General features: G+C 60.9%; 18 protein-coding genes and 2 tRNA genes. 15 read left to right on the forward strand and 5 right to left on the reverse strand.

Features of this window, described 5'->3' with window-relative positions; translation table 11 throughout:
* Positions 1-47 precede the first annotated feature (47 nt).
* Positions 48-1,025, reverse strand: a complete 978-nt coding sequence (locus tag P353_RS24985; RefSeq protein WP_034375689.1) for a flavin reductase — start codon at positions 1,023-1,025, stop codon at positions 48-50.
* A gap of 288 nt (positions 1,026-1,313) precedes the next feature.
* Between P353_RS24985 and P353_RS24990 the strand changes: the two genes are divergently transcribed.
* The 9 genes from P353_RS24990 (at position 1,314) to P353_RS25030 (ending at position 10,775) form a co-directional block, all read left to right on the forward strand.
* The gene (locus tag P353_RS24990) at positions 1,314-2,501 is read left to right on the forward strand and encodes an acyl-CoA dehydrogenase family protein (protein ID WP_052085014.1); all 1,188 of its coding nucleotides are present in this window, start codon (positions 1,314-1,316) and stop codon (positions 2,499-2,501) included.
* A 104-nt stretch (positions 2,502-2,605) separates the two neighbouring features.
* Entirely contained in the window at positions 2,606-4,336 is a 1,731-nt protein-coding gene (locus tag P353_RS24995; protein ID WP_034375693.1) for an FAD-dependent oxidoreductase, read from the forward strand.
* 15 nt (positions 4,337-4,351) lie between these two features.
* On the forward strand, positions 4,352-6,088 hold the full coding sequence (locus P353_RS25000) for an FAD-binding protein (RefSeq protein WP_034375695.1): 1,737 nt from the start codon (positions 4,352-4,354) through the stop codon (positions 6,086-6,088).
* 83 nt (positions 6,089-6,171) lie between these two features.
* Positions 6,172-7,239: a ferredoxin--NADP reductase gene (locus P353_RS25005; protein WP_034375696.1), complete on the forward strand. Its 1,068-nt coding sequence runs from the start codon at positions 6,172-6,174 to the stop codon at positions 7,237-7,239.
* A gap of 3 nt (positions 7,240-7,242) precedes the next feature.
* Positions 7,243-8,865 carry a FadD3 family acyl-CoA ligase gene (locus P353_RS25010; RefSeq protein ID WP_034375698.1) on the forward strand — a complete coding sequence of 541 codons (1,623 nt, stop codon included), beginning with the start codon at positions 7,243-7,245 and terminating at the stop codon, positions 8,863-8,865.
* Positions 8,866-8,964: 99 nt separating this feature from the next.
* Positions 8,965-9,040 (forward strand) — tRNA-Gly (locus P353_RS25015).
* Between the two features lie 99 nt (positions 9,041-9,139).
* Positions 9,140-9,228: transfer RNA gene (locus tag P353_RS25020), tRNA-Leu, on the forward strand.
* A gap of 226 nt (positions 9,229-9,454) precedes the next feature.
* A complete protein-coding gene (locus P353_RS25025) occupies positions 9,455-10,084 on the forward strand; it encodes a DUF6806 family protein (RefSeq protein ID WP_003057277.1) in 630 nt (209 codons plus the stop codon).
* Between the two features lie 73 nt (positions 10,085-10,157).
* Positions 10,158-10,775, forward strand: a complete 618-nt coding sequence (locus tag P353_RS25030; RefSeq protein ID WP_034375781.1) for a M48 family metallopeptidase — start codon at positions 10,158-10,160, stop codon at positions 10,773-10,775.
* Positions 10,776-10,784: 9 nt separating this feature from the next.
* Here the strand turns inward: P353_RS25030 and murI are convergent, their stop codons facing one another.
* From murI to P353_RS25050, 4 genes are all read right to left on the reverse strand, one after another.
* Positions 10,785-11,681 (reverse strand): glutamate racemase, encoded by an 897-nt coding sequence (murI, locus tag P353_RS25035; RefSeq protein ID WP_034375700.1) that lies wholly within the window; start codon positions 11,679-11,681, stop codon positions 10,785-10,787.
* 85 nt (positions 11,682-11,766) lie between these two features.
* Complete coding sequence (locus tag P353_RS25040; protein WP_232776899.1) at positions 11,767-12,159, reverse strand: hypothetical protein; 393 nt, start codon at positions 12,157-12,159, stop codon at positions 11,767-11,769.
* Between the two features lie 239 nt (positions 12,160-12,398).
* Positions 12,399-12,989, reverse strand: coding sequence for a hypothetical protein (locus tag P353_RS25045; protein ID WP_034375703.1), 591 nt, complete (start codon positions 12,987-12,989; stop codon positions 12,399-12,401).
* A gap of 50 nt (positions 12,990-13,039) precedes the next feature.
* Positions 13,040-13,504, reverse strand: a complete 465-nt coding sequence (locus P353_RS25050) for a GNAT family N-acetyltransferase (RefSeq protein ID WP_034375705.1) — start codon at positions 13,502-13,504, stop codon at positions 13,040-13,042.
* Between the two features lie 224 nt (positions 13,505-13,728).
* On the opposite strand from P353_RS25050, the gene P353_RS25055 reads away from it, so the two are divergent.
* Genes P353_RS25055 through mnhG form a run of 6 tightly spaced genes read left to right on the forward strand, consistent with a single transcriptional unit; the run spans position 13,729 to position 20,095 of the window.
* A complete protein-coding gene (locus P353_RS25055; RefSeq protein WP_034375707.1) occupies positions 13,729-16,704 on the forward strand; it encodes a monovalent cation/H+ antiporter subunit A in 2,976 nt (991 codons plus the stop codon).
* Positions 16,704-17,069 carry a Na+/H+ antiporter subunit C gene (locus tag P353_RS25060; RefSeq protein WP_003057261.1) on the forward strand — a complete coding sequence of 122 codons (366 nt, stop codon included), beginning with the start codon at positions 16,704-16,706 and terminating at the stop codon, positions 17,067-17,069. Before P353_RS25055 ends, P353_RS25060 begins: the two co-directional genes overlap by 1 nt.
* Positions 17,066-18,898 (forward strand): monovalent cation/H+ antiporter subunit D, encoded by a 1,833-nt coding sequence (locus tag P353_RS25065; protein ID WP_034375709.1) that lies wholly within the window; start codon positions 17,066-17,068, stop codon positions 18,896-18,898. The genes P353_RS25060 and P353_RS25065 overlap by 4 nt, the downstream gene beginning before the upstream one ends.
* Positions 18,895-19,395: a Na+/H+ antiporter subunit E gene (locus tag P353_RS25070; RefSeq protein ID WP_034375710.1), complete on the forward strand. Its 501-nt coding sequence runs from the start codon at positions 18,895-18,897 to the stop codon at positions 19,393-19,395. Before P353_RS25065 ends, P353_RS25070 begins: the two co-directional genes overlap by 4 nt.
* Complete coding sequence (locus tag P353_RS25075) at positions 19,392-19,670, forward strand: K+/H+ antiporter subunit F (protein WP_003057255.1); 279 nt, start codon at positions 19,392-19,394, stop codon at positions 19,668-19,670. The genes P353_RS25070 and P353_RS25075 overlap by 4 nt, the downstream gene beginning before the upstream one ends.
* Positions 19,667-20,095 (forward strand): monovalent cation/H(+) antiporter subunit G, encoded by a 429-nt coding sequence (gene mnhG, locus P353_RS25080; RefSeq protein WP_034360435.1) that lies wholly within the window; start codon positions 19,667-19,669, stop codon positions 20,093-20,095. Before P353_RS25075 ends, mnhG begins: the two co-directional genes overlap by 4 nt.
* Positions 20,096-20,148 lie beyond the last annotated feature (53 nt).

A 20,148-nucleotide genomic window follows, 5' to 3' on the forward strand; every position in this document is an offset into this window, starting at 1 on the left:
AGGCTGTCTCCTGCCTTCGGGTGAGGAAACGGGGATGGCGCGAGCTCTCAGGCCTTGGCTTGCCAGAGCTTGGGCAGGCCGGGGTCCGTGGCAGCAATGGCTTTCTTGAGCAGATTGCGCAGCGTGGCTGCTTCCATCTCGCCAAGGCTCGCTATCAAATCGGTTTCCACGGCTTTGGCTGCGGCCAGCACACGCAAGATGGCTTCGTTGCCCAGGGGCGTGAGCTGCAGCGACTCGGCTCGCTCGCGGCTTTCTTCCACCCAGTCTTTGCTGATTAGCGACTGCAGGGCCACGGCTCCGATGTCGGTGCCGGTGTAGGCCATGTGAGACGCAATTTCGGCAGGCGACTGAGGCTGCTGGATGCTCAGCAGCGAGAGCACATAGAAATCGGCATCGGTCATGCCGTAAGCCGCCATGGGCTTGCGCAAGCCGCTCAGGAATTGAAAGTGCGCACGGCCCATCAGATAGCCGATGAGGTTCTCGGAATACGCGGTGTTGGTATCGGCTGCCGGCTCGCTGGCCACGGCGTTGGCCTTGCGTGAAGCCAGGGCGTAACCGCCGGTCACGTAAAGCAGGGGAGGGTGCGGGTTGGCGTCGTAGTCGGTCACCTCGCCCACAAAGATGACATGGTCGCCGCCGTCGTACTGAAAAGCGGTCTTGCACCTAAAGCGCGCGCTGCAGTCCTGCAGCAGCGGGGCATGAGCTGCCTCGGAGTCCAGCGGCAGGCCGGAGAACTTGTCTTCGCCAGCACGGGCAAAGCGGTTCGACAGGGCTTCTTGCTCATTGGAGAGGATGTGCACATTCCAGGTGTCAGCGTTCTGGAACACAGCCAGGCTGCGGGCGTTCTTGGCCAGGCTCCACAGAACCATGGGCGGCTCCAGCGAAACCGAGTTGAAGCTGTTGGCCGTGATTCCTACAGGCTCGCCATTCTCTGCACGGGTGGTGACGATGGTGACCCCGGTGCCGAACGTGCCCAGGGCGCGGCGGAAGTCTTTGGGGTCGAAGGTTGCTGCAGTGCTTTGCATGGGGTGAATGTCTCCTTGGTGCAAGAGTGCTGCGAACAGGGCTTTTATGAATCCTTCACATGGACTAGCAGCGCAAAGCAGGGCTTGGTGTTTGTCCTAGGCCCAGTGTTTTTGCTGTGCGGGAGCAGGCTTTGAGGAAGTCCGGAAACGCCTGCTTCATCGTTAGTCTGATCGGACGATGAACGGAAAATTGCATGGTGAGAGCATTTCTGTCATAGGCGAAAAAGCCTTGCCCACCACACCACAAGCCGTCCGGTGGAGCGGCAACTGGAGAGCTGAATGAACACAATGACAGATAACTACCTCACCCTTGATGCGCTGGCCGTGATCGAGCGTGCCAAGGCCCTGGCGCCCAAGCTGGCGGCACGTGCGCAGCAGGCGGATCGCGAAGGAAAGATCAGTGACGAAACCGTTCAGGAGATGGCTGAGGCGGGTCTGTTCCGTGTGCTGCAGCCCAGGCGCTGGGGTGGTTATGAAATGGATCCCCGTGTGTTCTACAGCGTGCAGATGGAGCTGGCCAAGGGCTGCATGTCCACGGCCTGGATTTACGGGGTGGTCGGCGTTCACCCCTGGCAGTTGGCGCTTTTCCCCGACCAGGCCCAACAAGATGTGTGGGGCAAGGATCATGGCGTGCGCATCGCCTCGACCTATATGCCTACTGGCAAGGCCGAGCCCGTGGAAGGCGGCTTCAGGTTCAACGGCCGCTGGAGCTTTTCCACCGGCTCCAAGCATTGCGACTGGTTGTTTCTCGGCGGTCTGCTGCCCAAGCGGGATGGCACGCCTGGCCTGGAGCATGTGACTTTTCTGGTGCCCAAGGCGGACTACCGCATTGAGGACAACTGGGATGTGCTGGGCCTGCGCGGCACAGGCAGTCATGACATCGTGGTGGAAAACGCGTTTGTCCCGGCACATCGCATCCAGTACACCAACGACCACAGCGATGTGGGCTGCCCCGGTCGCACGGAGAACACCAGCTGGCTGTTCCGCATCCCCTTTACCCATGTGTTCCAGCGTGCGGTGTCCACTGCCTGCCTTGGCGCGCTGGAAAGCGCCATCGCGTCGTTCACCGAGCGTGCGACGTCGCACGTTGGAAAGCATGGCAACAGGATGGCCGAGGACGTGAACGCCCAGACGGCCGTGACCGAAGCCACGATTGCGCTGGACCAGCTCAAGGTGGTTCTGTTTCGCAATTACGCACGCATTGTGGATGCGGCCAAGACTGGTATTCAGCTGACGCTGGAAGAGCGTCTGCTGCAGCGTGCTCAGGCGTCATACGTTCCCAAGCTGACGGGCTTTCATGCCAATGAATTGATGCGTGCCTGCGCAGCCAGCGGTACCTTCAAGAACAACCCCATCGAGCGCATCTTCCGCGACATCCATCAGGGACGTACCCACATTGCGAACAATACGGATGCCTATGTGCGCGCCTATGGCTCGCATGTGCTGGGCATTCCCAACCAGGAACCCTTTGTCTGATTGAATTCAGGCCAAGCTGGGGCAGCGCTCTCACATAGGAGGCTGCCGCCAGCGTGTATTTGCGACAGTCCATCCATAAAACAAAAGATTGACGGAGACAAGGTATGGCAGAACACGAATATGACCTGATCGTCGTGGGGTCGGGGGCAGGTGCCATGTTGGGCGCCATTCGCGCGCAGGAGCAGGGCCTCAAGACTCTGGTGGTGGAGAAGACCGAGCTGTTCGGCGGTACTTCGGCCCTGTCGGGGGGCGGCATCTGGATTCCACTCAATTACGACCAGAAGCCTGCGGGCATCAAGGACGATCTGGAGACCGCATTTGGCTATATGAAGCGCTGTGTGCGCGGCATGGCGACGGACGACCGCGTACTGGCCTATGTGGAAACCGCGAGCAAGATGGCCGAGTATCTGCGCCAGATCGGCATTCCTTATCGCGCCATGGCCAAGTATGCGGATTACTACCCCCATATCGAAGGCTCCAGGCCCGGTGGCCGCACCATGGACCCGGTGGACTTCAATGCCGCCAAACTGGGCCTGGCGGCGCTGGAAACCATGCGCCCCGGCCCTCCCGGCAATCAGTTGTTCGGTCGCATGAGCATCAGTGCCTTCGAGGCGCATTCCATGCTCTCGCGCGAGCTCAAGTCGCGCTTCACCATCCTGGGCATCATGCTCAAGTATTTTCTGGACTACCCCTGGCGCAACAAGACCAGGCGCGATCGTCGCATGACGGGCGGCCAGGCGCTGGTGGCAGGCCTGCTGACTGCGGCCAACAAGGCCGGCGTCGAGATGTGGCGCAACTCTCCCCTCAAGGAGCTGGTGCAGGATGCATCGGGCCGCGTGACGGGTGTCATCGTTGAGAGGAATGGTCAGCGCCAGCAGATCAACGCCAGATGTGGCGTGTTGTTGGGTGCTGGCGGTTTTGAGCGCAATCAGGAGATGCGTGACCAGTATCTGAGCAAGCCTTCCAAGGCAGAGTGGACGGCAACCCCAGTGGGAGGCAATACCGGTGATGCTCACCGGGCCGGTCAGGCCGTGGGCGCACAGCTGGCGCTGATGGACTGGTCCTGGGGCGTGCCCACCATGGATGTTCCCAAGGAGCCGGCCTTTCGCGGCATTTTCGTGGAGCGCTCGCTGCCGGGGTGCATGGTGGTCAACAGCAAGGGGCAGCGCTTCCTCAACGAGTCCGGCCCTTATCCGGAATTCCAGCAGGCCATGCTGGCCGAACATGCCAAGGGCAATGGCGGCGTGCCTGCATGGATTGTGTTCGACGCCAGCTTCCGCGCGCAAAACCCCATGGGGCCGCTGATGCCGGGCTCTGCCGTGCCGGACAGCAAGGTGCGCAAGAGCTGGCTGAACAATGTCTACTGGAAGGGCGAGACGCTGGAAGATCTAGCGCGCCAGATCGGCGTGGACGCCGCGGGGCTGCAGGACAGTGCGCGTCGCATGACCGAATACGCCAGAGCTGGCAAGGACCTGGAATTTGACCGGGGCGGCAATGTGTTTGACCGCTACTACGGCGATCCGCGTCTCAAGAATCCCAACCTGGGCCCCATCGAGAAAGGTCCGTTCTACGCCATGCGCCTGTGGCCCGGAGAGATCGGCACCAAAGGGGGACTGCTCACCGATAGAGAGGGGCGTGTGCTCGACACGCAAGGCACGATTATCGAGGGGCTGTATTGCGTGGGTAACAACTCCGCCTCCGTCATGGGGCCGGCCTACGCCGGCGCTGGCTCCACCCTGGGGCCGGCCATGACTTTTGCCTTCCGCGCCGTGGCCGACATGGTCGGTAAACCCTTGCCTCTCGAGAACCCGCATCTGCTGGGCAAGACGGTTTGATCAGGAGGCGCAGAGATGTCCAATTTCAAAAAGCATGTCAGCACCATCAATCCTGTGGGGGCAGTCTTGGATGTGGGGTCGGCCGATGAGGTTCAGTGGTCCGATGCCAGCGATGTGGTGGTGGTCGGCTGGGGGGGGGCCGGTGCCAGTGCAGCGATTGAGGCGCGCGAGCAGGGGGCCGAAGTTCTGGTGATCGAACGCTTCAGCGGCGGCGGTGCCAGTGTGCTGTCGGGTGGTGTGGTCTATGCCGGTGGCGGTACCCGGTACCAGAAGGAAGCCGGCTTCGAGGATTCACCCGAAGCCATGACTGCCTACCTCAGGCATGAGGTCAATGGTGTGGTCAGTGACGAGACTCTGGCGCGCTTCAGCCGCGACAGCGTGGCCAACCTGAATTGGCTGGAAAAGCAGGGCGCTACCTTTGCGTCGACCATGCCTGCGTACAAGACGTCCTATCCGGCCGATGGCATGTATCTGTACTACTCGGGCAACGAAGCGGTGCCTGCCTACGGCAATCCGCAACTGCTCAAGAAGCCTGCACCGCGCGGTCATCGCGTGGTGGCCAAGGGGCAGTCGGGAGCGACTTTCTTTGCCGCGCTGCAAAAATCCACATTGGCACACGGAGCCCGCACATTGACGCAGGCACGCGTCCAGCGCCTGGTGCGCGAGAAGGACAGTGGCCGTGTATTGGGCGTGGAGGTGATGGTGTTGCCCGAAGGCGATCCACGTACCGAACGCCACAAGAAGCTCGATGAGCTGGTGGCCAAGTGGCGTCTGTATCAGGCGCCACGTGCCCAGGCGGGTCGTCGTGAAGCTGCGCAGATCGAGAGCGAGATCGGCGAGAAGCGCTACATCCGTGCCCGCAAAGGTGTGGTGCTGTCCACTGGCGGCTATATCTTCAATTCGGAGTTGCTGGAGCGGCATGCGCCGGCTTACAGGCCCGGCTGGCTGACCGGTGCTGCGGGCTGCGATGGCTCTGGTCTGCGGCTGGGGCAATCCGTGGGAGGGATTGCTCAGGACCTGAACAATATCTCGGCCTGGCGCTTCATCACGCCGCCCTCGGCCTGGCCCAGGGGGCTGGTGGTCAACACCAAAGGCGAGCGCTTTTGCAATGAGCAGGTCTACGGCGCCAAGCTCGGCTACGAGATGATGGAAAAGCAGGGGGGAGAGGCTTGGCTCATCATTGATGGCAAGCTGCGCAGGCAGGCAGCGTGGCAGTGCCTGTTTGGCGGTTTGTGGGCCTTCCAGTCCATGCCCGCGCTGGCGCTGATGTACAAGGTCGCGATCAAGGGCAAATCCGTCGCCGACCTGGCCAAAAAGCTTCGCATGGATGCAGCAGTGCTGCAACACCAGTTCGATCGCGCCAATGCTGCTGCACGCGGTGAGATCGAAGACCCGTTGGGCAAGTCCAAGGACATGCGCCATGAGTTCAAGGGAGGCTCGCTGTTTGCCATCGATATCTCCATCAGCCAGAAGATGTTTCCGCTGGCCGTGCTGAGCCTGGGGGGGCTCAAGGTCAACGAGGACAACGGTGCAGTGATTGACGGCGCCGGCTATGACATTCCCGGCTTGTATGCCGCGGGGCGCACCGCCATTGGTGTGGCTTCCTCGCGTTATGTGAGCGGCCTGTCTCTGGCCGACTGCGTGTTCTCGGGCCGCCGAGCGGGCAAGGCGGCTGCACTGCAAGGGGGCGAGTCCCCTGCTGCCCAGGCCGTGTGCCCGCGGGCAAGCGCTGTGGAGAGCGTCAGTTCCTGACCCCGTGGATTGGGGACGATCTTGTGCCGGGGCGCCAGTGCAAGGTTGCACAAAAAGAGTGAGTGAGTAAGGGGTAAGAAGAAATGAGCAGTGAAGCCACAACAACCGCATCGCGGTATCACCCGCTGCGCGTGCGCGCGGTGATTGACGAGACGCACGATACCAAGTCAATTGTGTTCGAGGTGCCTGAGGATCTGGCTGAGCAATTCAGCTATCGTCCCGGCCAGTTTCTGACTCTGCGACTGCCTATCGAGGGCCGTTATGTGCCTCGCTGCTACTCCATGTCCAGTGCCCCGATGCTCGACGATGCCTTGCGGGTGACTGTCAAGCGCGTCGACAAGGGGCGAGGCTCCAACTGGGTTTGCGACAGGGTTCAGGTGGGTGATTCCATCGAGCTGATGCCTCCCTCGGGCCTGTTCTCGCCCCGGAATCTGTCTCAGAACTTTTTGCTGCTGGCCGGTGGCAGCGGAATCACACCGGTGTTCTCCATCCTGCGCACCGTACTCAAGCAGCATCAGGGCAACGTGGTGCTGTTCTATGCCAACCGCGACGAGCGCTCGGTCATCTTCAAGAAGGACCTGCAGCAGCTGGCGGCCGAGTATCCAGATCGCCTGCAGGTCATTCACTGGCTGGACTCTGTGCAAGGCGCGCCTTCGCAGAATCAGCTCGCAGCCTGGGCCACGCCCTGGGTGGCCGATGCAGGCCAGGCCTTTATCTGCGGGCCGGGCCCCTTCATGGATGCCGCACAGGCCGCGATGATCGAGGCCGGCATGCCTGCCGAGCAGGTACATGTGGAGCGCTTTGTCTCTCTGCCTGACGAGGAGACTCTGCAGCTGATGCAAGAGGCAGCGGCTCCCGTGGAGGCCGCTGTCGACCAAGCCCTGGTGCAGCTGCGTCTGGACGGCCAGGAATATGAATTCAACTGCAGTGGCACGGAGACCATTCTGGAGGCCGGACTGCGCGCCGGCATCAATGTGCCCTACTCCTGCCAGGCCGGCATGTGCGCATCCTGCATGTGCCAGGTGCAGGACGGCAGCGTACATCTGCGACACAACGAAGTGCTGGATGCCAAGGACCTGTCCAAGAAGTGGACGCTTGCCTGTCAATCCGTGCCCACCAGCGAAAAGCTGCGCGTCAAATTCCCGGAGTAATTTATGTCGAATACCAACCAGAACGCGATGCCCGAGTCCTCGCTGACCTTGCCTGGCATGCTCGCTGACGTGGTCAGCCGCTTTGCCGGTCGCGCGGCGATTGTCGAAAACGGCAAGTCCATCAGCTATGCCCAGCTGCAGCAGCTGAGCCGCCTGGCCGCACGTGCCTTGATGAGTCTGGGTGTGCAGGCTGGCGACCGTGTGGCTCTGTGGGCACCGAATCTCAGCGAGTGGATCGTTGCCGCCTGCGGTGTGCATGCTGCTGGCGGCGTGCTGGTGCCCCTGAACACCCGCATGAAGGGCGCCGAGGCTGCCGATATTCTGGAGCGCAGCCGTGCCAGGGTACTGGTGTGCGTGGGCGACTTCCTGAACAACTACTACCCGGATCTGCTGAACGGCCTGCGTCCTGTCACACTGCAGCAGGTGGTGGTGCTCGGTGACAAGGTGCTGCCCAGTGCAGACCTGAGCTGGGCGCAGTTCATGGCCAGGGCCGAAGGCACGACTGCCGAAGCCCAGCAGCAGCGCGAAGCCCGGATCAAGCCCGACGATACGGCCGATCTGATGTTCACCTCGGGCACCACGGGGCGCCCCAAGGGCGTGATGTGCGCGCACCGCCCGACGATCCTGGCTTTCAAGGCCTGGTCGGATGTGGTGGGTTTGACCGAAGGCAGCCGATACCTGATCGTCAATCCGTTCTTTCACACCTTTGGCTACAAGGCTGGTTGGGTGGCAGCCTTGCTGCAGGGCTCTACCGTTTATCCCGAGCAGGTATTTGATGCGCAGGCCATCTTGCATCGCATCGAGAGCGACCGTATCAGCTTCCTGCCCGGACCCCCTACCTTGTTCCTGTCCATGCTGGCGCATCCGGGGCTCAAGAATTTCGATCTGAGTTCGCTGAAGTCCTCCGTGACCGGTGCTTCCACAGTACCTCCCATTCTCATCAAGCGCATGCGTGAGGAGCTGGGCATCATGAATGTCACCACGGCCTACGGCCTGACGGAGTGCGGTGGTTGTGCCACGCTCTGCGAGCCCTCCGACAATGTGGAAACCGTGGCCAACACCTGTGGCAAGGCCCTGCCGGGGACCGAGGTGCGCTGTGTGGACGAGCAAGGACAGCCCGTTGCCCCAGGCGAAGCAGGGGAGGTGCTGCTGCGCGGCTATCACATCATGCAGGGCTACTTCGAAGATGAAAAGGCCACGGCAGAAACCATTGATGCCGATGGCTGGTTGCATACCGGCGATGTGGGCGTGCTTGACGAGCGCGGCTATCTGCGTATTACCGACCGCCTCAAGGATATGTTCATCGTGGGCGGCTTCAACTGCTACCCCGCAGAAATCGAGCGCATGCTGTCCAACCACCCCGAGGTGGCGCAGGTTGCCGTGGTTGGCGTGGCCGACGAGCGCATGGGCGAGGTGGGCTGTGCCTGCGTGGTGACACGCAACGGCGTGGCACTGGACCAGGAGGCCTTCATTGCCTGGTGCCGCGCCAATATGGCCAACTACAAGGTGCCGCGCTTTGTCCTGCAGCTCGAGGGCCTGCCCGTCAATGCCTCCAACAAGGTGCAAAAGCGCGATCTGCTGCAGATCGTCAAGAGCCGGCTCGCACCTGTTTTACAGCCGGCCTGAGCAGGACTATCTGAAAAAGCCACGCGGTTTTCGAAAACAGGCTGAAAATCGTGGCTATAATTCGAGTCTTCTCTGAAAGGCGAACAGCTTTTCAGAAATGCGGGAATAGCTCAGTTGGTAGAGCGATACCTTGCCAAGGTATAGGTCGACGGTTCGAACCCGTTTTCCCGCTCCAGATTTTGAAAAGGGAAGCAAAAGCTTCCCTTTTTTATTGCGTTGGTCGCATGGCTGATGCAATACTTCTCGCTGGCGCCCGGCGCCGGTTGTGAAGTGGGCCCCGATGGTGAAATTGGTAGACACTGCAGACTTAAAATCTGCCGCTTTTAACGAAGCGTACCGGTTCGATTCCGGTTCGGGGCACCAGAATTGAAAAGCCTGCTATATCTTGTGTAGCGGGCTTTTTTATTTGTGACTTGAGTAGCCGTTGCTGCCCGCAGTCTTGCTGAAGGTGGGAAAATTCAGCCACTGCGATGCCGTAGGGCTGTGGGCGTCAAGGCTTGGCCAAGGCGCTTGGAAAAGTCCTGGCTTCGATGCAATATGGCTTGCAGTTCTGTCATGCTGACGGGGTCTGCACTCCTAGAGAGAAAAGATGTCTAGTTACAACGCTGCTTTTGAAATTCATGTCCACGGTCAGGTTCTGCTCCGTGCTGACGTTACGTATGAGCAGCTGCAAGATGCATTGCGTCCCTTGTGGGCCTATGCCGGCGCACGCTCATTGACGGATGGCGAAGGAAGTCTTTACGAAGAAGAGCCCGGCATCCAGTTCGAGGCCAAGGAGCATCTGCTGCAGATGTGCTGGACCGTGCGCGGCGATGATGACTTCCGCCAGGCCCTTGACGATATGTGCATGGGGCTCAACGAGCTGGCCGAGCAGGGCTCGCCCATCGAGGTGACCTTCTACGACACCGAGTTCGACGAGGAAGAGGCGCCTGCCGAGGCGCAAAGCCGCGATGACTTCCTGATGCTGTTTGTCGGTCCCAATCCCGCAGCCATCATGCAGGTGCAGCGCGATCTGCTGGTGCAGGACGTCATCAACATGATGGAGCGCCACTTCGATGGCGCCGAACTCGGCGGCGTGGTGCAGGAGATCGACAAGCTGTTCTCGCAGCGCTTCGAAGCCCTGGTCAGCTCGCTGGAGCTGGGCAAGCCGCCACGTGGTGGATCGGGGGGCTCGGCCTCCGGTCATGGCGGCAATCGTCGCCCGCGCCATCTGCATTGATTCTTCGGTCATTCGCCGTCAAAGCCCTCTGTGCTGCAGTCCCGAGACTGTGGCGGAGGGCTTGTCTTTTGTCATGAAGCCCATTCCTACACCCAAGTATTCAGGAGCCGTGACCGAGCAGCTGCGCAAGCACAGGGCTGCGCGCGCCAGCATGGGCGAAGAAGGGGCGAATGCATCTGTGCCGCTGGCATTGCCCTATCTCGCGGGCTACGCGCCATCGCTGCAGAATCAGGTGCGCGACTGGCTGCTCGCGGGCAAGGCCGGTGAATGGCTGCTGCGCAAATATCCGCAGGCCCACGCGGTTCGCACGGACAGGGCGCTCTATGACTATGTCGATGTGCTCAAGGCCCAGTATCTGCGCAATGCCGGCCAATTGCACAAGGTGGCCTACGACAGCAGGATTCATGTGGTGCGCAATGCTCTGGGTCTGCATACGCGGCGTGCGATTGCGCACGGCGGCAGGCTCAATGCCCGGCACGAGATCCATGTGGCGGCCATGTTCAAGCAGGCGCCAGATGCCTTTTTGCGCATGATCTGCGTGCATGAGCTGGCGCATATCCGCATCATGGATCACGACAAGGCTTTCTATCAGTTATGCGCGCATATGGAGCCTGATTACCATCAGTTGGAGTTCGATGTGCGCTTTTACCTCAGCTATCTGGACCAGGGTGGCCAGCTGCTCTGGAACTGATGGCGCAGATCAGGCAGGGGTGGGCAAGGCGCTTGGCGAGCACACGTTGACGGCCTGGCTGCAGTCGACGGGCAGATCCAGCCAACGCTGGGCCGCAGCTTGCATGGCCGTCAGGCGGCCGGTTGTCATGAGCTGAATCTGATCGGCCTGGGCCAGCTGCAGCGATCCATCGGTCTCGGCTCCCAGCAGATTGCGCTGCTCCAGCATGCGTCGGGTCTGGCGTGCCACGGGGGCGCCCGTGTCCAGGAACTGAATATCGGGCCCCAGCAGGGCACGCAAATCGTCCTTGACAAACACATAGTGGGTACAGCCCAGCACCAGCGTATCCATCTGCCCTGTCTTAAGGCCGAAACTCCCTAAAGCGCTTGTGTACTTTGCGCACAGCGCTCTGATCTCCGTGGCGCTTGCATCCTCGGGCAATGCTTGCTCCGTGCTTTGCTCGATCGCCCTGGCCAGGCCGTCGCAGGCGTGGAGGTGAAACTGGGCGCGCTGGCCATGCTCCGACACCAGGCGCGCCACGCGCTGGCTGGAGATGGTGCCCCGGGTGGCCATCACGCCCACATGATGGGTCTGACTGGAAAAAGAGGCTGGTTTGATGGCCGGCTCCACGCCAATGACGGGCAGTTGCGGAAGGCGCTCGCGCAACAGTTCCACGGCTGCAGCGGTGGCGGTATTGCAGGCAACCACGAGAATCTTGATGTCGTGCTGCTCCAGCAGGTATTTCGCAATGGCCAAACTGCGCTCCTGCACAAATGCATCGCCGCGTGCATCGCCATAGGGCGCATTGCCGCTGTCGGCCAGATAGACAAACTGCTCGTGCGGCAACTCATGGCGCAGTGCCTGCAGCACACTGAGGCCGCCCACACCGCTATCAAAAATACCGATGGGGGAGTGAGGAGTGGGCATGGTGCAAGAGGTAGGTGGAGGCGATGGTGCGGTCGTCAGTATGCGCCGCTTTGCGTGCCGGCGGCGCCTCCAGGGCTATGGTCTATCAAGAATTCGTGCTGTCCTGGGCTGCAGGCAAGCCGCAGACCGGACAGAAATTATCACCATGACCGACTTCATGCCCGGCCGGGCAGTGGCGGGTTCTGAGCATGGAAGGCAGGTTCCAGCTTGAGAAGAAGATGCAGAACGCCATGCCGTAGAAGATCATCCAGTGGCCCGAGAACACACGCAAGCCGTGCTGCTGCTCGGCCATGCCGCCCAGAACGCCGAGAAAAAAGTTGGCAAATGCGTAAATGAAGACCGCATAGGCAGTGTTGCGCATCCAGGCGGGGCAGCCTGCGAGCACCTTCTTCCAGGAAAACTGCAGGCGATTGCCGTTGTTGATGCGCTGAGCAATCAGTACCGCAGGAAGCCAGACGGCAAAAATCCCGATGGTCATGACGCTTGTGAATATCTCCAAGACATCTTGAGGCAAGTGTGCTTCAAGCGTATCGATCTGCCCTGCAAATGCAGCCAAATGTGTGATTGCACTGAGCACAAAGCCCATTGCGGAAATCAGCATCAGTGGCGGCAGAAGAATTTGCATGGCGGCTTGAAAATAAAAAAAAGGAGCTTAAAGCGATTGTCTACGGGTGGTTTCAATAGTCAATCAGATGTTTTTTTATTCTGGCACAGCGGTCAGTGCTCATCTTTTTGCTGTGAGGTCGCTAGGCGAATGCTGTCCACAAGCCTGCCAAAGTAGCTTTCGCGCATGGACAGCGAGGCAGGCAATGGGGCAGATGGCAGGCTGTCGTAGCCATCTTCATCAATGCAGAACTCGAAAAACAGGTAGTCAACTTCGGGCAGCTTGAGCTGATGGCGGCAGGCGTGGCGGCCCGAGCCCCGTTTTTTCTCGGCAATGGTCTGCATGCTGGTATTGCTTCCCAGGACCGCCGTATAGGCCATGGGCAGGGTGGCCGCCAGGTTGAGCCAGAGCATGAAAGCCATAAAGGCGGTGCATAGCAGGGCCATCAGCCAGCGCTTGATGGGGCCGTAGCTGAGCCAGGGGCCTGCCGGTTGCCAAAGTCCGAGCCTATGGAGTCGCAGCAGCCAGATGCCGGCGGCTGCCGTAAGTGCCAGCGCCAGATACAGCGCGATCAGCTGCCAATGCGCATCGGGTATGAAGCTGCGCCAGAAAATGGGGGCGAGTGCGCCCATCATCACCGCCATGAAAACGACGATCAGCCATTTCTGCGGATTGGAGGTTTCAGGTTTCCAGAGCCAGTTCATGCTTGTTGCATCGGTTGGGGAGGTGCCGGTAGTTTGATCTGAGCCCAGGTTCAAAGAGTTTTTCGCATACGCGCGTTTTTGAGGGCAATGCCACGTATGACGGGGGTTTGCCGGCGCTGTAGCTCAAAGCCGAAATGTGCGAAGAAAGCCTGGGCATTGAGACTGACATCTGCGCTCAGCTCATGCAGGCCGTTTTGCCGCGCCGTCTGCTCGATATGCGCGAGCAGCCGTCGGCCCACGCCCTGGCGAGCATGTTGCGGGGCCACAAAAAAGTGATCGATATAGCCATTGGCTTGCAGATCTGCATAGGCCATGGCTTGATCATTGTCGCAAACGGCGACAAAGGGCTGGAGCGCCTGAATGCGCTGACGCCACTGTGTCCAGTCCGGTCGCTGCGGCGCCCAGGCGTCCAGTTGCTCCTGGCTGTAGTGGTTCGCAGCCAGCTGGTGCACCGCATCGTGGAACACTTGCCACAACGCGATTTCATCTCCGGGACGATAGCTGCGTACATGCATGGGTTGGCAGATTGATTGAGTTTGGCAAAAATGGTTTGCAGCAGATGTATGACATCGATGCAGCGCGCAAGGGCGGTTGTGGAAGCACTTCTTTATCTGCATGCAACCCGCTGTTTTGATGAATTTTCTGTCATCAACTGAAGGTGAACGGTGGTCTAAAGTCTGTGAAATGCTCAGGTTTTTATAGCGGAAAAAATAACGCCAACCTCTAGAATGATCCGCCCATGCCCTTGATATACCTCATCCTCCTACCTTTTGCAGGCAGCCTTTTGGCTGCTTTATTGCCTGCGAATGCGCGCAATACGGAATCAACACTCGCGGGTGTCATTGCGCTGATATGCGCAATTCAGGTAGGGATGCTGTTCCCGGAAATGGCCGATGGAGCGGTGCTCAGGCAGGAGATTTCCTGGCTACCGGCGCTGGGGCTGAATCTGGTGATCCGCATGGACGGGTTTGCCTGGCTGTTCTCCATGCTGGTTTTCGGCATTGGTGCGCTGGTGGTGCTGTACGCGCGCTACTACATGTCGCCCACTGATCCTGTACCGCGCTTTTTCTCGTTTTTTCTGGCCTTTATGGGGGCGATGGCGGGGGTTGTGCTCTCGGGAAACATCATTCAGCTGGTGTTTTTCTGGGAGCTCACCAGTCTTTTCTCATTCCTGCTGATCGGCTACTGGTATCACCGCAAGGATGCACGCCGGGGCGCGCGCATGGCGTTGACGGTCACGGGCACGGGCGGGCTGGCCATGCTGGTGGGCATGCTGGTGCTGGGTCATATCGTGGGCAGCTATGACCTCGACAATGTGCTGGCTGCAGGGCAGCAGATTCGCGACAGCCACCTTTATCTGCTGGCATTGGTGCTGATCTTGCTTGGCGCACTCACAAAAAGCGCTCAATTTCCCTTCCAGTTCTGGCTGCCCAATGCCATGGCAGCGCCTACGCCCGTGTCGGCCTATCTGCACTCGGCCACCATGGTCAAGGCCGGCGTGTTTCTGCTGGCGCGGCTGTGGCCGGTGCTGGCAGACACGGATGCCTGGTTTTGGATGGTCGGCGGCGCCGGTGCCATGACGCTGCTGATTGGCGGCTATTGCGCGATGTTCCAGCATGATCTCAAGGGTTTGCTCGCGTATTCGACGATCTCGCACCTGGGTCTGATTACCTTGCTGCTGGGCCTGAACAGCAAGCTGGCCGCCGTGGCCGCAGTTTTTCACATCATGAACCATGCGACCTTCAAGGCTTCGCTGTTCATGGCGGCGGGCATTGTGGACCACGAAAGCGGCACGCGTGACATCCGGCGCCTGTCGGGTCTGCGCTTCATGATGCCGATCACGGCCACGCTGGCCTGTGTGGCCAGTGCTGCCATGGCTGGTGTGCCGCTGCTCAATGGATTCATTTCCAAGGAAATGTTCTTTGCCGAGACCGTCTACCTGGATGCAGCGCCCTGGGTCAAGACTGTGCTGCCCGTGGTTGCGACCGTGGCGGGAATGTTCAGCGTGGCCTATTCGCTGCGCTTTACGTTCGATGTCTTCTTTGGGCCCAAGGCAAACGATCTCCCTCACGAGCCGCACGAGCCGCCGCACTGGATGCGTGTACCGGTGGAATTGCTTGTGCTGGCCTGCCTGATCGTCGGCATCTTCCCGGCCTGGGCGGTGGGCGGTTTTCTCGCTGTCGCTGCAACTCCAGTCGTGGGCGGCGACTTGCCGCAGTACAGTCTGGCCATCTGGCATGGCTGGAATATGCCGCTCATCATGAGCCTGGTGGCACTGGCCGGCGGTATCGTGCTCTACACCATGCTGCGCTGGCAGCGCACGGTCGGGCACTTCGACACCACGCCCGTGCTGGGCCGTGTCAGCGGTCGCAGGATCTTCGAGAATTTACTGGCCCGCATCACCTGGCTGGGCCGGGCTGGGCGCCGCAGTCTGTCCACGCGCCGCCTGCAGTGGCAGATGCTGTGGCTGGTCTGCGTTGCTTTGGTGGCTGCAGCATTGCCGATGTGGCTATGGGGCATGAAGCTGGGCAATCGCGGCACTTTGCCCGTGTCTTCGGCTTTTGTCCTGCTCTGGGCAATCGGCTGCCTGTGTGCGCTGGGCACGGCCTGGAAAGCCAAGTACCACCGGATGACCGCATTGATCATGCTCGGCGGCACGGGCCTGTGCACGGTGCTGACCTTCCTCTGGTTCTCGGCTCCCGACCTGGCTTTGACCCAACTGGTGGTCGAAGTCGCCACCACGGTGCTGATCCTGCTGGGGCTGCGCTGGCTGCCCAAACGGGACAAGAATATGCGTACGGCCGATAGCGCCGATGCCAGGGCCAAGGCACGCCGCCTGCGCGATCTGGTGCTGTCGCTGATTGCCGGCGGTGGCATGGCCTGGCTGGCGTTTGCCATGATGAGCCGGCCTTTCTATGAAAGCACCTCCACCTTTTTCCTCGAAAACGCGCTGGGCGGCGGTGGCGGCACCAATGTGGTCAATGTGATGCTGGTGGACTTCCGCGGCTTTGACACCTTTGGCGAAATCGTGGTGCTGGGCATTGTGGCCATCGTCATCTATGCGTTGCTGCGCCGCTTCCGTCCCGCACGTGAGGCCATGGACATCCCGGAGCAGCAGCGTTATGTGCCTGGCGATTTGCAGACCGACCTGCTCAACCCGCGCAATGCCAGCGATACAGCCGTGGGCTACCTGATGGTGCCGGCCGTGCTGGTGCGGCTGCTGCTGCCGTTTGCGACGCTGGTGGCTGCCTATATCTTTGTGCGCGGCCATAACCAGCCTGGCGGCGGGTTTGTGGCGGGGCTGGTGTTTTCGGTCGCCTTGCTGATGCAATACATCATCTCGGGCACGCATTGGGTGGAGGCGCATCTGCCGCTGTATCCACGTCGCTGGATTGCCGCGGGTCTGCTGTTTGCGCTGGGCACGGGCCTGGGCTCGGTGGCCGTTGGCTACCCTTTCCTGACCAGCCACAGCTTTGACTTTTCGCTGCCGTTGGTGGGGCATGTGCATTTAGCCAGTGCCACCTTCTTCGATATTGGCGTGTTTGCGCTGGTGGTGGGATCCACCATGCTGATCCTGACAGCGATCGCTCACCAATCGGTGCGCGGACATCGCTTCCATGCGCGCTTGCTGGAAGAGCAGGAACAAGAGGCCAAGAAGGCCGAGGCTGAGGTGCAGGCTGCCACAGCTGCAGCACTGGCAAGGGGAGGTATGTAATGGAAATCGTTCTGGCCATTGCCATCGGTGTGCTCACCGGCTCGGGCGTCTGGCTGCTGCTGCGCCCGCGTAGCTACCAGGTCATCATGGGGCTGGCGCTGCTGTCCTATGCCGTCAATTTGTTCATCTTCTCGATGGGGCGTCAGGGCCTGTCGATCAACAAGGTGCCGGTGCTGCAAAACGGTGTGCCCACCGATTTGTCGCACTATGCAGACCCCATGCCGCAGGCCCTGGTGCTGACCGCCATCGTCATCGGCTTTGCCATGACGGCGCTGTTCCTGGTCGTGCTGCTGGCATCGCGCGGCGCTTCCGGCAATGACCATGTAGATGGCGCGCACTCGCGAACCGAACAGGAAATGCTATGAGCGGGTGGATTGAGCGTCTGATGCCGCACCTGATGCTGGCCCCCATCATGCTGCCCATGCTGACGGCAGCGCTGATGCTGTTTTTGCGCGAGGAGCGCCAGCGCCTGAAGCTGGGCATGAACATCCTGTCCACCACGATCAGCCTGGTGATCGTGGTCCTGCTGCTGGGCTGGACCAACCAGGCGGGCTCTGCCGTCACCATGTCGGTCTATATGCCCGGCAACTGGCCGGCGCCCTTTGGCATCGCGCTGGCGCTGGACAGGCTGACTGCCCTGATGCTGCTGGTCACCTATGTGGTGGCACTGGCCGCGCTGGTGTTTTCCGCTGCGCGCTGGCACAAGGCCGGAGTGCACTTCCACCCCTTGTTCCAGCTGCAGTTGATGGGGCTCAGCGGTGCCTTCATCACGGCAGACCTGTTCAATCTGTTTGTGTTCTTCGAGATCATGCTGGCAGCCTCTTACGGTTTGCTGCTGCATGGCTCCGGCAGCACGCGCATTCAGGCCGGTCTTCACTATATCGCCATCAATCTGGCAGCGTCTTCGCTGTTCCTGATCGGCGTGTCCATGCTCTACGGCATTACCGGAACGCTCAATATGGCCGATCTGGCCCGCGCCATTCCGCAGGTGCAGGACGCCGACCGCGGCCTGCTGCATGCGGCAGCGGGCGTGCTGGGAACGGCCTTTCTGATCAAGGCGGCGCTATGGCCGCTGAACTTCTGGCTGGTGCCAGGCTACAGCGCGGCGACTGCGCCGGTGGGAGCCTTGTTTGCGCTCATGACCAAGGTGGGGGTCTATGTCATCTTGCGCCTGTGGACCTTGCTGTTCAGCTCGGAAGCCGGGGCATCGGCCCTGTTTGGAAGCACCTGGCTGATCGTGGGCGGCATGCTGACCATGGCCTTTGGTGCGATAGGCATGCTGGGCTCGCAACGGCTGACCCATCTGGCGGGCTTCGCCGCCATTCTTTCGTCCGGCACCCTGCTGGCCGCAACGGGCTTCGGGCAGAACCTGCTGACGGCCGGGCTGCTGTATTACCTGCCGGGCTCCACGCTGGCCGTGGCGGCGCTGTTCCTGATTGCCGATGTGGTGGACCGCTGGCGTGTGGATGACGATGCGGGCGAGCCCTATGAGGACGATGAAGCGCCGTTCCTCAATGCAGAGCTGTTGCCCACCGAAGGCTTCAATCTCGACGATGATGAAGAGCTCATGACCGGCCGGGCTTTCCCGGCTGCGGCGGCTTTTCTGGGCCTGAGCTTCATGGCCTGCACCTTGCTGATCTCGGGCCTGCCGCCACTGTCCGGCTTTCTCGGCAAATTCGCCATGCTGACCAGTTTGCTCAATCCGCTGGGCATGGGTACATCCAGTGGCGTGGAGGCCGGTGCGCTGGGCTGGAGCATGGTGGCCTTGCTCATCATCACCGGCTTGATGGCGTTGGTGGCTCTCACGCGCGCCGGCATCCGACATTTCTGGGCCAATCCGGAGCAAAGCGCGCCATCACTGAAGGTGGCGGAAGGCCTGCCCATCGCTGCGCTGCTGCTGTGCTGCATGGTGCTGACGGTCAAAGCCGATGACGTGATGCGCTATACCCAGCGAGCGGCCAATGCACTGCATTCGCCCGATGTCTATGTGCGTACCGTCTTGGGTCTTGCCCCGGTACCTGCGCCCAAGGAAAAGAAGGCTCAGGAGGCCGCGAGTCCCGAGGCGGCGGCACGTGCTGCAGCACTGGAAATGCAGGCAGAGCCCGTCCCCGGTATTGGTGATGAAAGCGAAGCTGCGCAGGATGCCGCTACTCAGACCGCAGCCTCGGCTCAGAAAGAGGAGGGCCGCCCATGAAGACCGTCATGAAATCCATCTTCCCGGCACCGCTGCTGTCGATAGCGCTGCTGGTGCTGTGGCTGCTGCTCAACCGATCGGTCAGTGCCGGCCAGATCTTGCTGGGCCTGATCCTGGGCCTGTTGATTCCCGTGCTGCTGCGCGGCCTGCGCCCCTTGCCGGTGCGAGTCAGCCATCCGCTGAGCATTCTCAAGCTGGCATTCCGAGTGGTCTGCGATACCTCGGTCTCCAACTTCAACGTGGTGCGTTTTCTGTTGTTGCCGCGCATGCGCAAGCATCCGGCGGCCTTTGTCCATATTCCGCTCGATCTGCGCGACCCCAACGGGCTGGCGGTGCTGGCCATGATTGTCTGCCTGACGCCTGGCACTTCCTGGGCCGAGATTTCGCGTGACCGCTCCATGCTGCTGCTGCATGCGCTGGAGGTGGAGGATGCCAAGAAGCTGGCCGACTTTGTGAAGTCCCGCTACGAAAGCCTGCTGATGGAGATTTTTGAATGAACCCCTGGTTTTATTGGGTGCTGATGGCATCTCTGGTCATGCTGCTGGCGGCCATGGGCTGCTCGGTGTTGCGCCTGCTCAAGGGGCCGCATGCGCAAGACCGCGTGCTGGCGCTGGACTGCATGTACCTCAACGGCATGCTGGCCATGCTGGTCATGGGCATTCTGTATGACAGCACCAACTATTTCGAGGCAGCCTTGCTGGTGGCCCTATTCGGCTGCGTCGGCTCCACGGCCATGGCCAAGTTCCTGCTGCGCGGCGAGGTGATCGAATGAGTACCGAGGTCATTGGCGTGGATCTGCCGCTGTGGGCCCAGATTCTGGTGGCGGCCCTGGTGTTCGGCGGCTCGTTGATTGCTCTCATGGGCTCCGTGGGCTTGCTGCGGCTCAAAAGCTATTTCGAGCGCGTGCACGCGCCCTCCATCATCGCCACCATGGGCTGCTGGCTCATCATGCATGCCACCTGGATCTACTTTTCCGTCAGCGGCCAGGGCTTTGTCATGCACTCGGTGCTGATTGCCATCTTCATTGCCGTGACCGTGCCCATCACCACCATCTTCCTCATGCGCGCGGCGCTGTTTCGCTCGCGCCGAGCAGGAGAGAGCGTGCCGCCCACGCTCAGCAACCTGGTGCGCAACGAACCCCTGGACGAAGAAGAGGCCGCCGAGGCCGATGAGAAGCCTGTGGCGCATAAAGCCTGAAATCCTGCCGCCCAAGCCTTTCAGGGCCGCCGTCTTGCGCTAGATTGGCAGCC

Source organism: Comamonas testosteroni (assembly GCF_000761245.1).
Taxonomy (GTDB): domain Bacteria; phylum Pseudomonadota; class Gammaproteobacteria; order Burkholderiales; family Burkholderiaceae_C; genus Comamonas; species Comamonas testosteroni_C.

Excerpts from the sequence above, each read along its gene's own strand:
- P353_RS25070 (WP_034375710.1), top strand. The coding sequence starts at position 18,895 with ATGAAGACCGTCATGAAATCCATCTTCCCGGCACCGCTGCTGTCGATA.
- P353_RS25050 (WP_034375705.1), bottom strand. The coding sequence starts at position 13,504 with ATGCATGTACGCAGCTATCGTCCCGGAGATGAAATCGCGTTGTGGCAA.
- mnhG (WP_034360435.1), top strand. The coding sequence starts at position 19,667 with ATGAGTACCGAGGTCATTGGCGTGGATCTGCCGCTGTGGGCCCAGATT.
- P353_RS24995 (WP_034375693.1), top strand. The coding sequence starts at position 2,606 with ATGGCAGAACACGAATATGACCTGATCGTCGTGGGGTCGGGGGCAGGT.
- P353_RS25010 (WP_034375698.1), top strand. The coding sequence starts at position 7,243 with ATGTCGAATACCAACCAGAACGCGATGCCCGAGTCCTCGCTGACCTTG.
- P353_RS25065 (WP_034375709.1), top strand. The coding sequence starts at position 17,066 with ATGAGCGGGTGGATTGAGCGTCTGATGCCGCACCTGATGCTGGCCCCC.
- P353_RS24985 (WP_034375689.1), bottom strand. The coding sequence starts at position 1,025 with ATGCAAAGCACTGCAGCAACCTTCGACCCCAAAGACTTCCGCCGCGCC.
- P353_RS25040 (WP_232776899.1), bottom strand. The coding sequence starts at position 12,159 with ATGACCATCGGGATTTTTGCCGTCTGGCTTCCTGCGGTACTGATTGCT.
- P353_RS24990 (WP_052085014.1), top strand. The coding sequence starts at position 1,314 with ATGACAGATAACTACCTCACCCTTGATGCGCTGGCCGTGATCGAGCGT.
- P353_RS25055 (WP_034375707.1), top strand. The coding sequence starts at position 13,729 with ATGCCCTTGATATACCTCATCCTCCTACCTTTTGCAGGCAGCCTTTTG.
- P353_RS25045 (WP_034375703.1), bottom strand. The coding sequence starts at position 12,989 with ATGAACTGGCTCTGGAAACCTGAAACCTCCAATCCGCAGAAATGGCTG.
- P353_RS25060 (WP_003057261.1), top strand. The coding sequence starts at position 16,704 with ATGGAAATCGTTCTGGCCATTGCCATCGGTGTGCTCACCGGCTCGGGC.
- murI (WP_034375700.1), bottom strand. The coding sequence starts at position 11,681 with ATGCCCACTCCTCACTCCCCCATCGGTATTTTTGATAGCGGTGTGGGC.
- P353_RS25000 (WP_034375695.1), top strand. The coding sequence starts at position 4,352 with ATGTCCAATTTCAAAAAGCATGTCAGCACCATCAATCCTGTGGGGGCA.
- P353_RS25030 (WP_034375781.1), top strand. The coding sequence starts at position 10,158 with ATGAAGCCCATTCCTACACCCAAGTATTCAGGAGCCGTGACCGAGCAG.
- P353_RS25025 (WP_003057277.1), top strand. The coding sequence starts at position 9,455 with ATGTCTAGTTACAACGCTGCTTTTGAAATTCATGTCCACGGTCAGGTT.
- P353_RS25005 (WP_034375696.1), top strand. The coding sequence starts at position 6,172 with ATGAGCAGTGAAGCCACAACAACCGCATCGCGGTATCACCCGCTGCGC.
- P353_RS25075 (WP_003057255.1), top strand. The coding sequence starts at position 19,392 with ATGAACCCCTGGTTTTATTGGGTGCTGATGGCATCTCTGGTCATGCTG.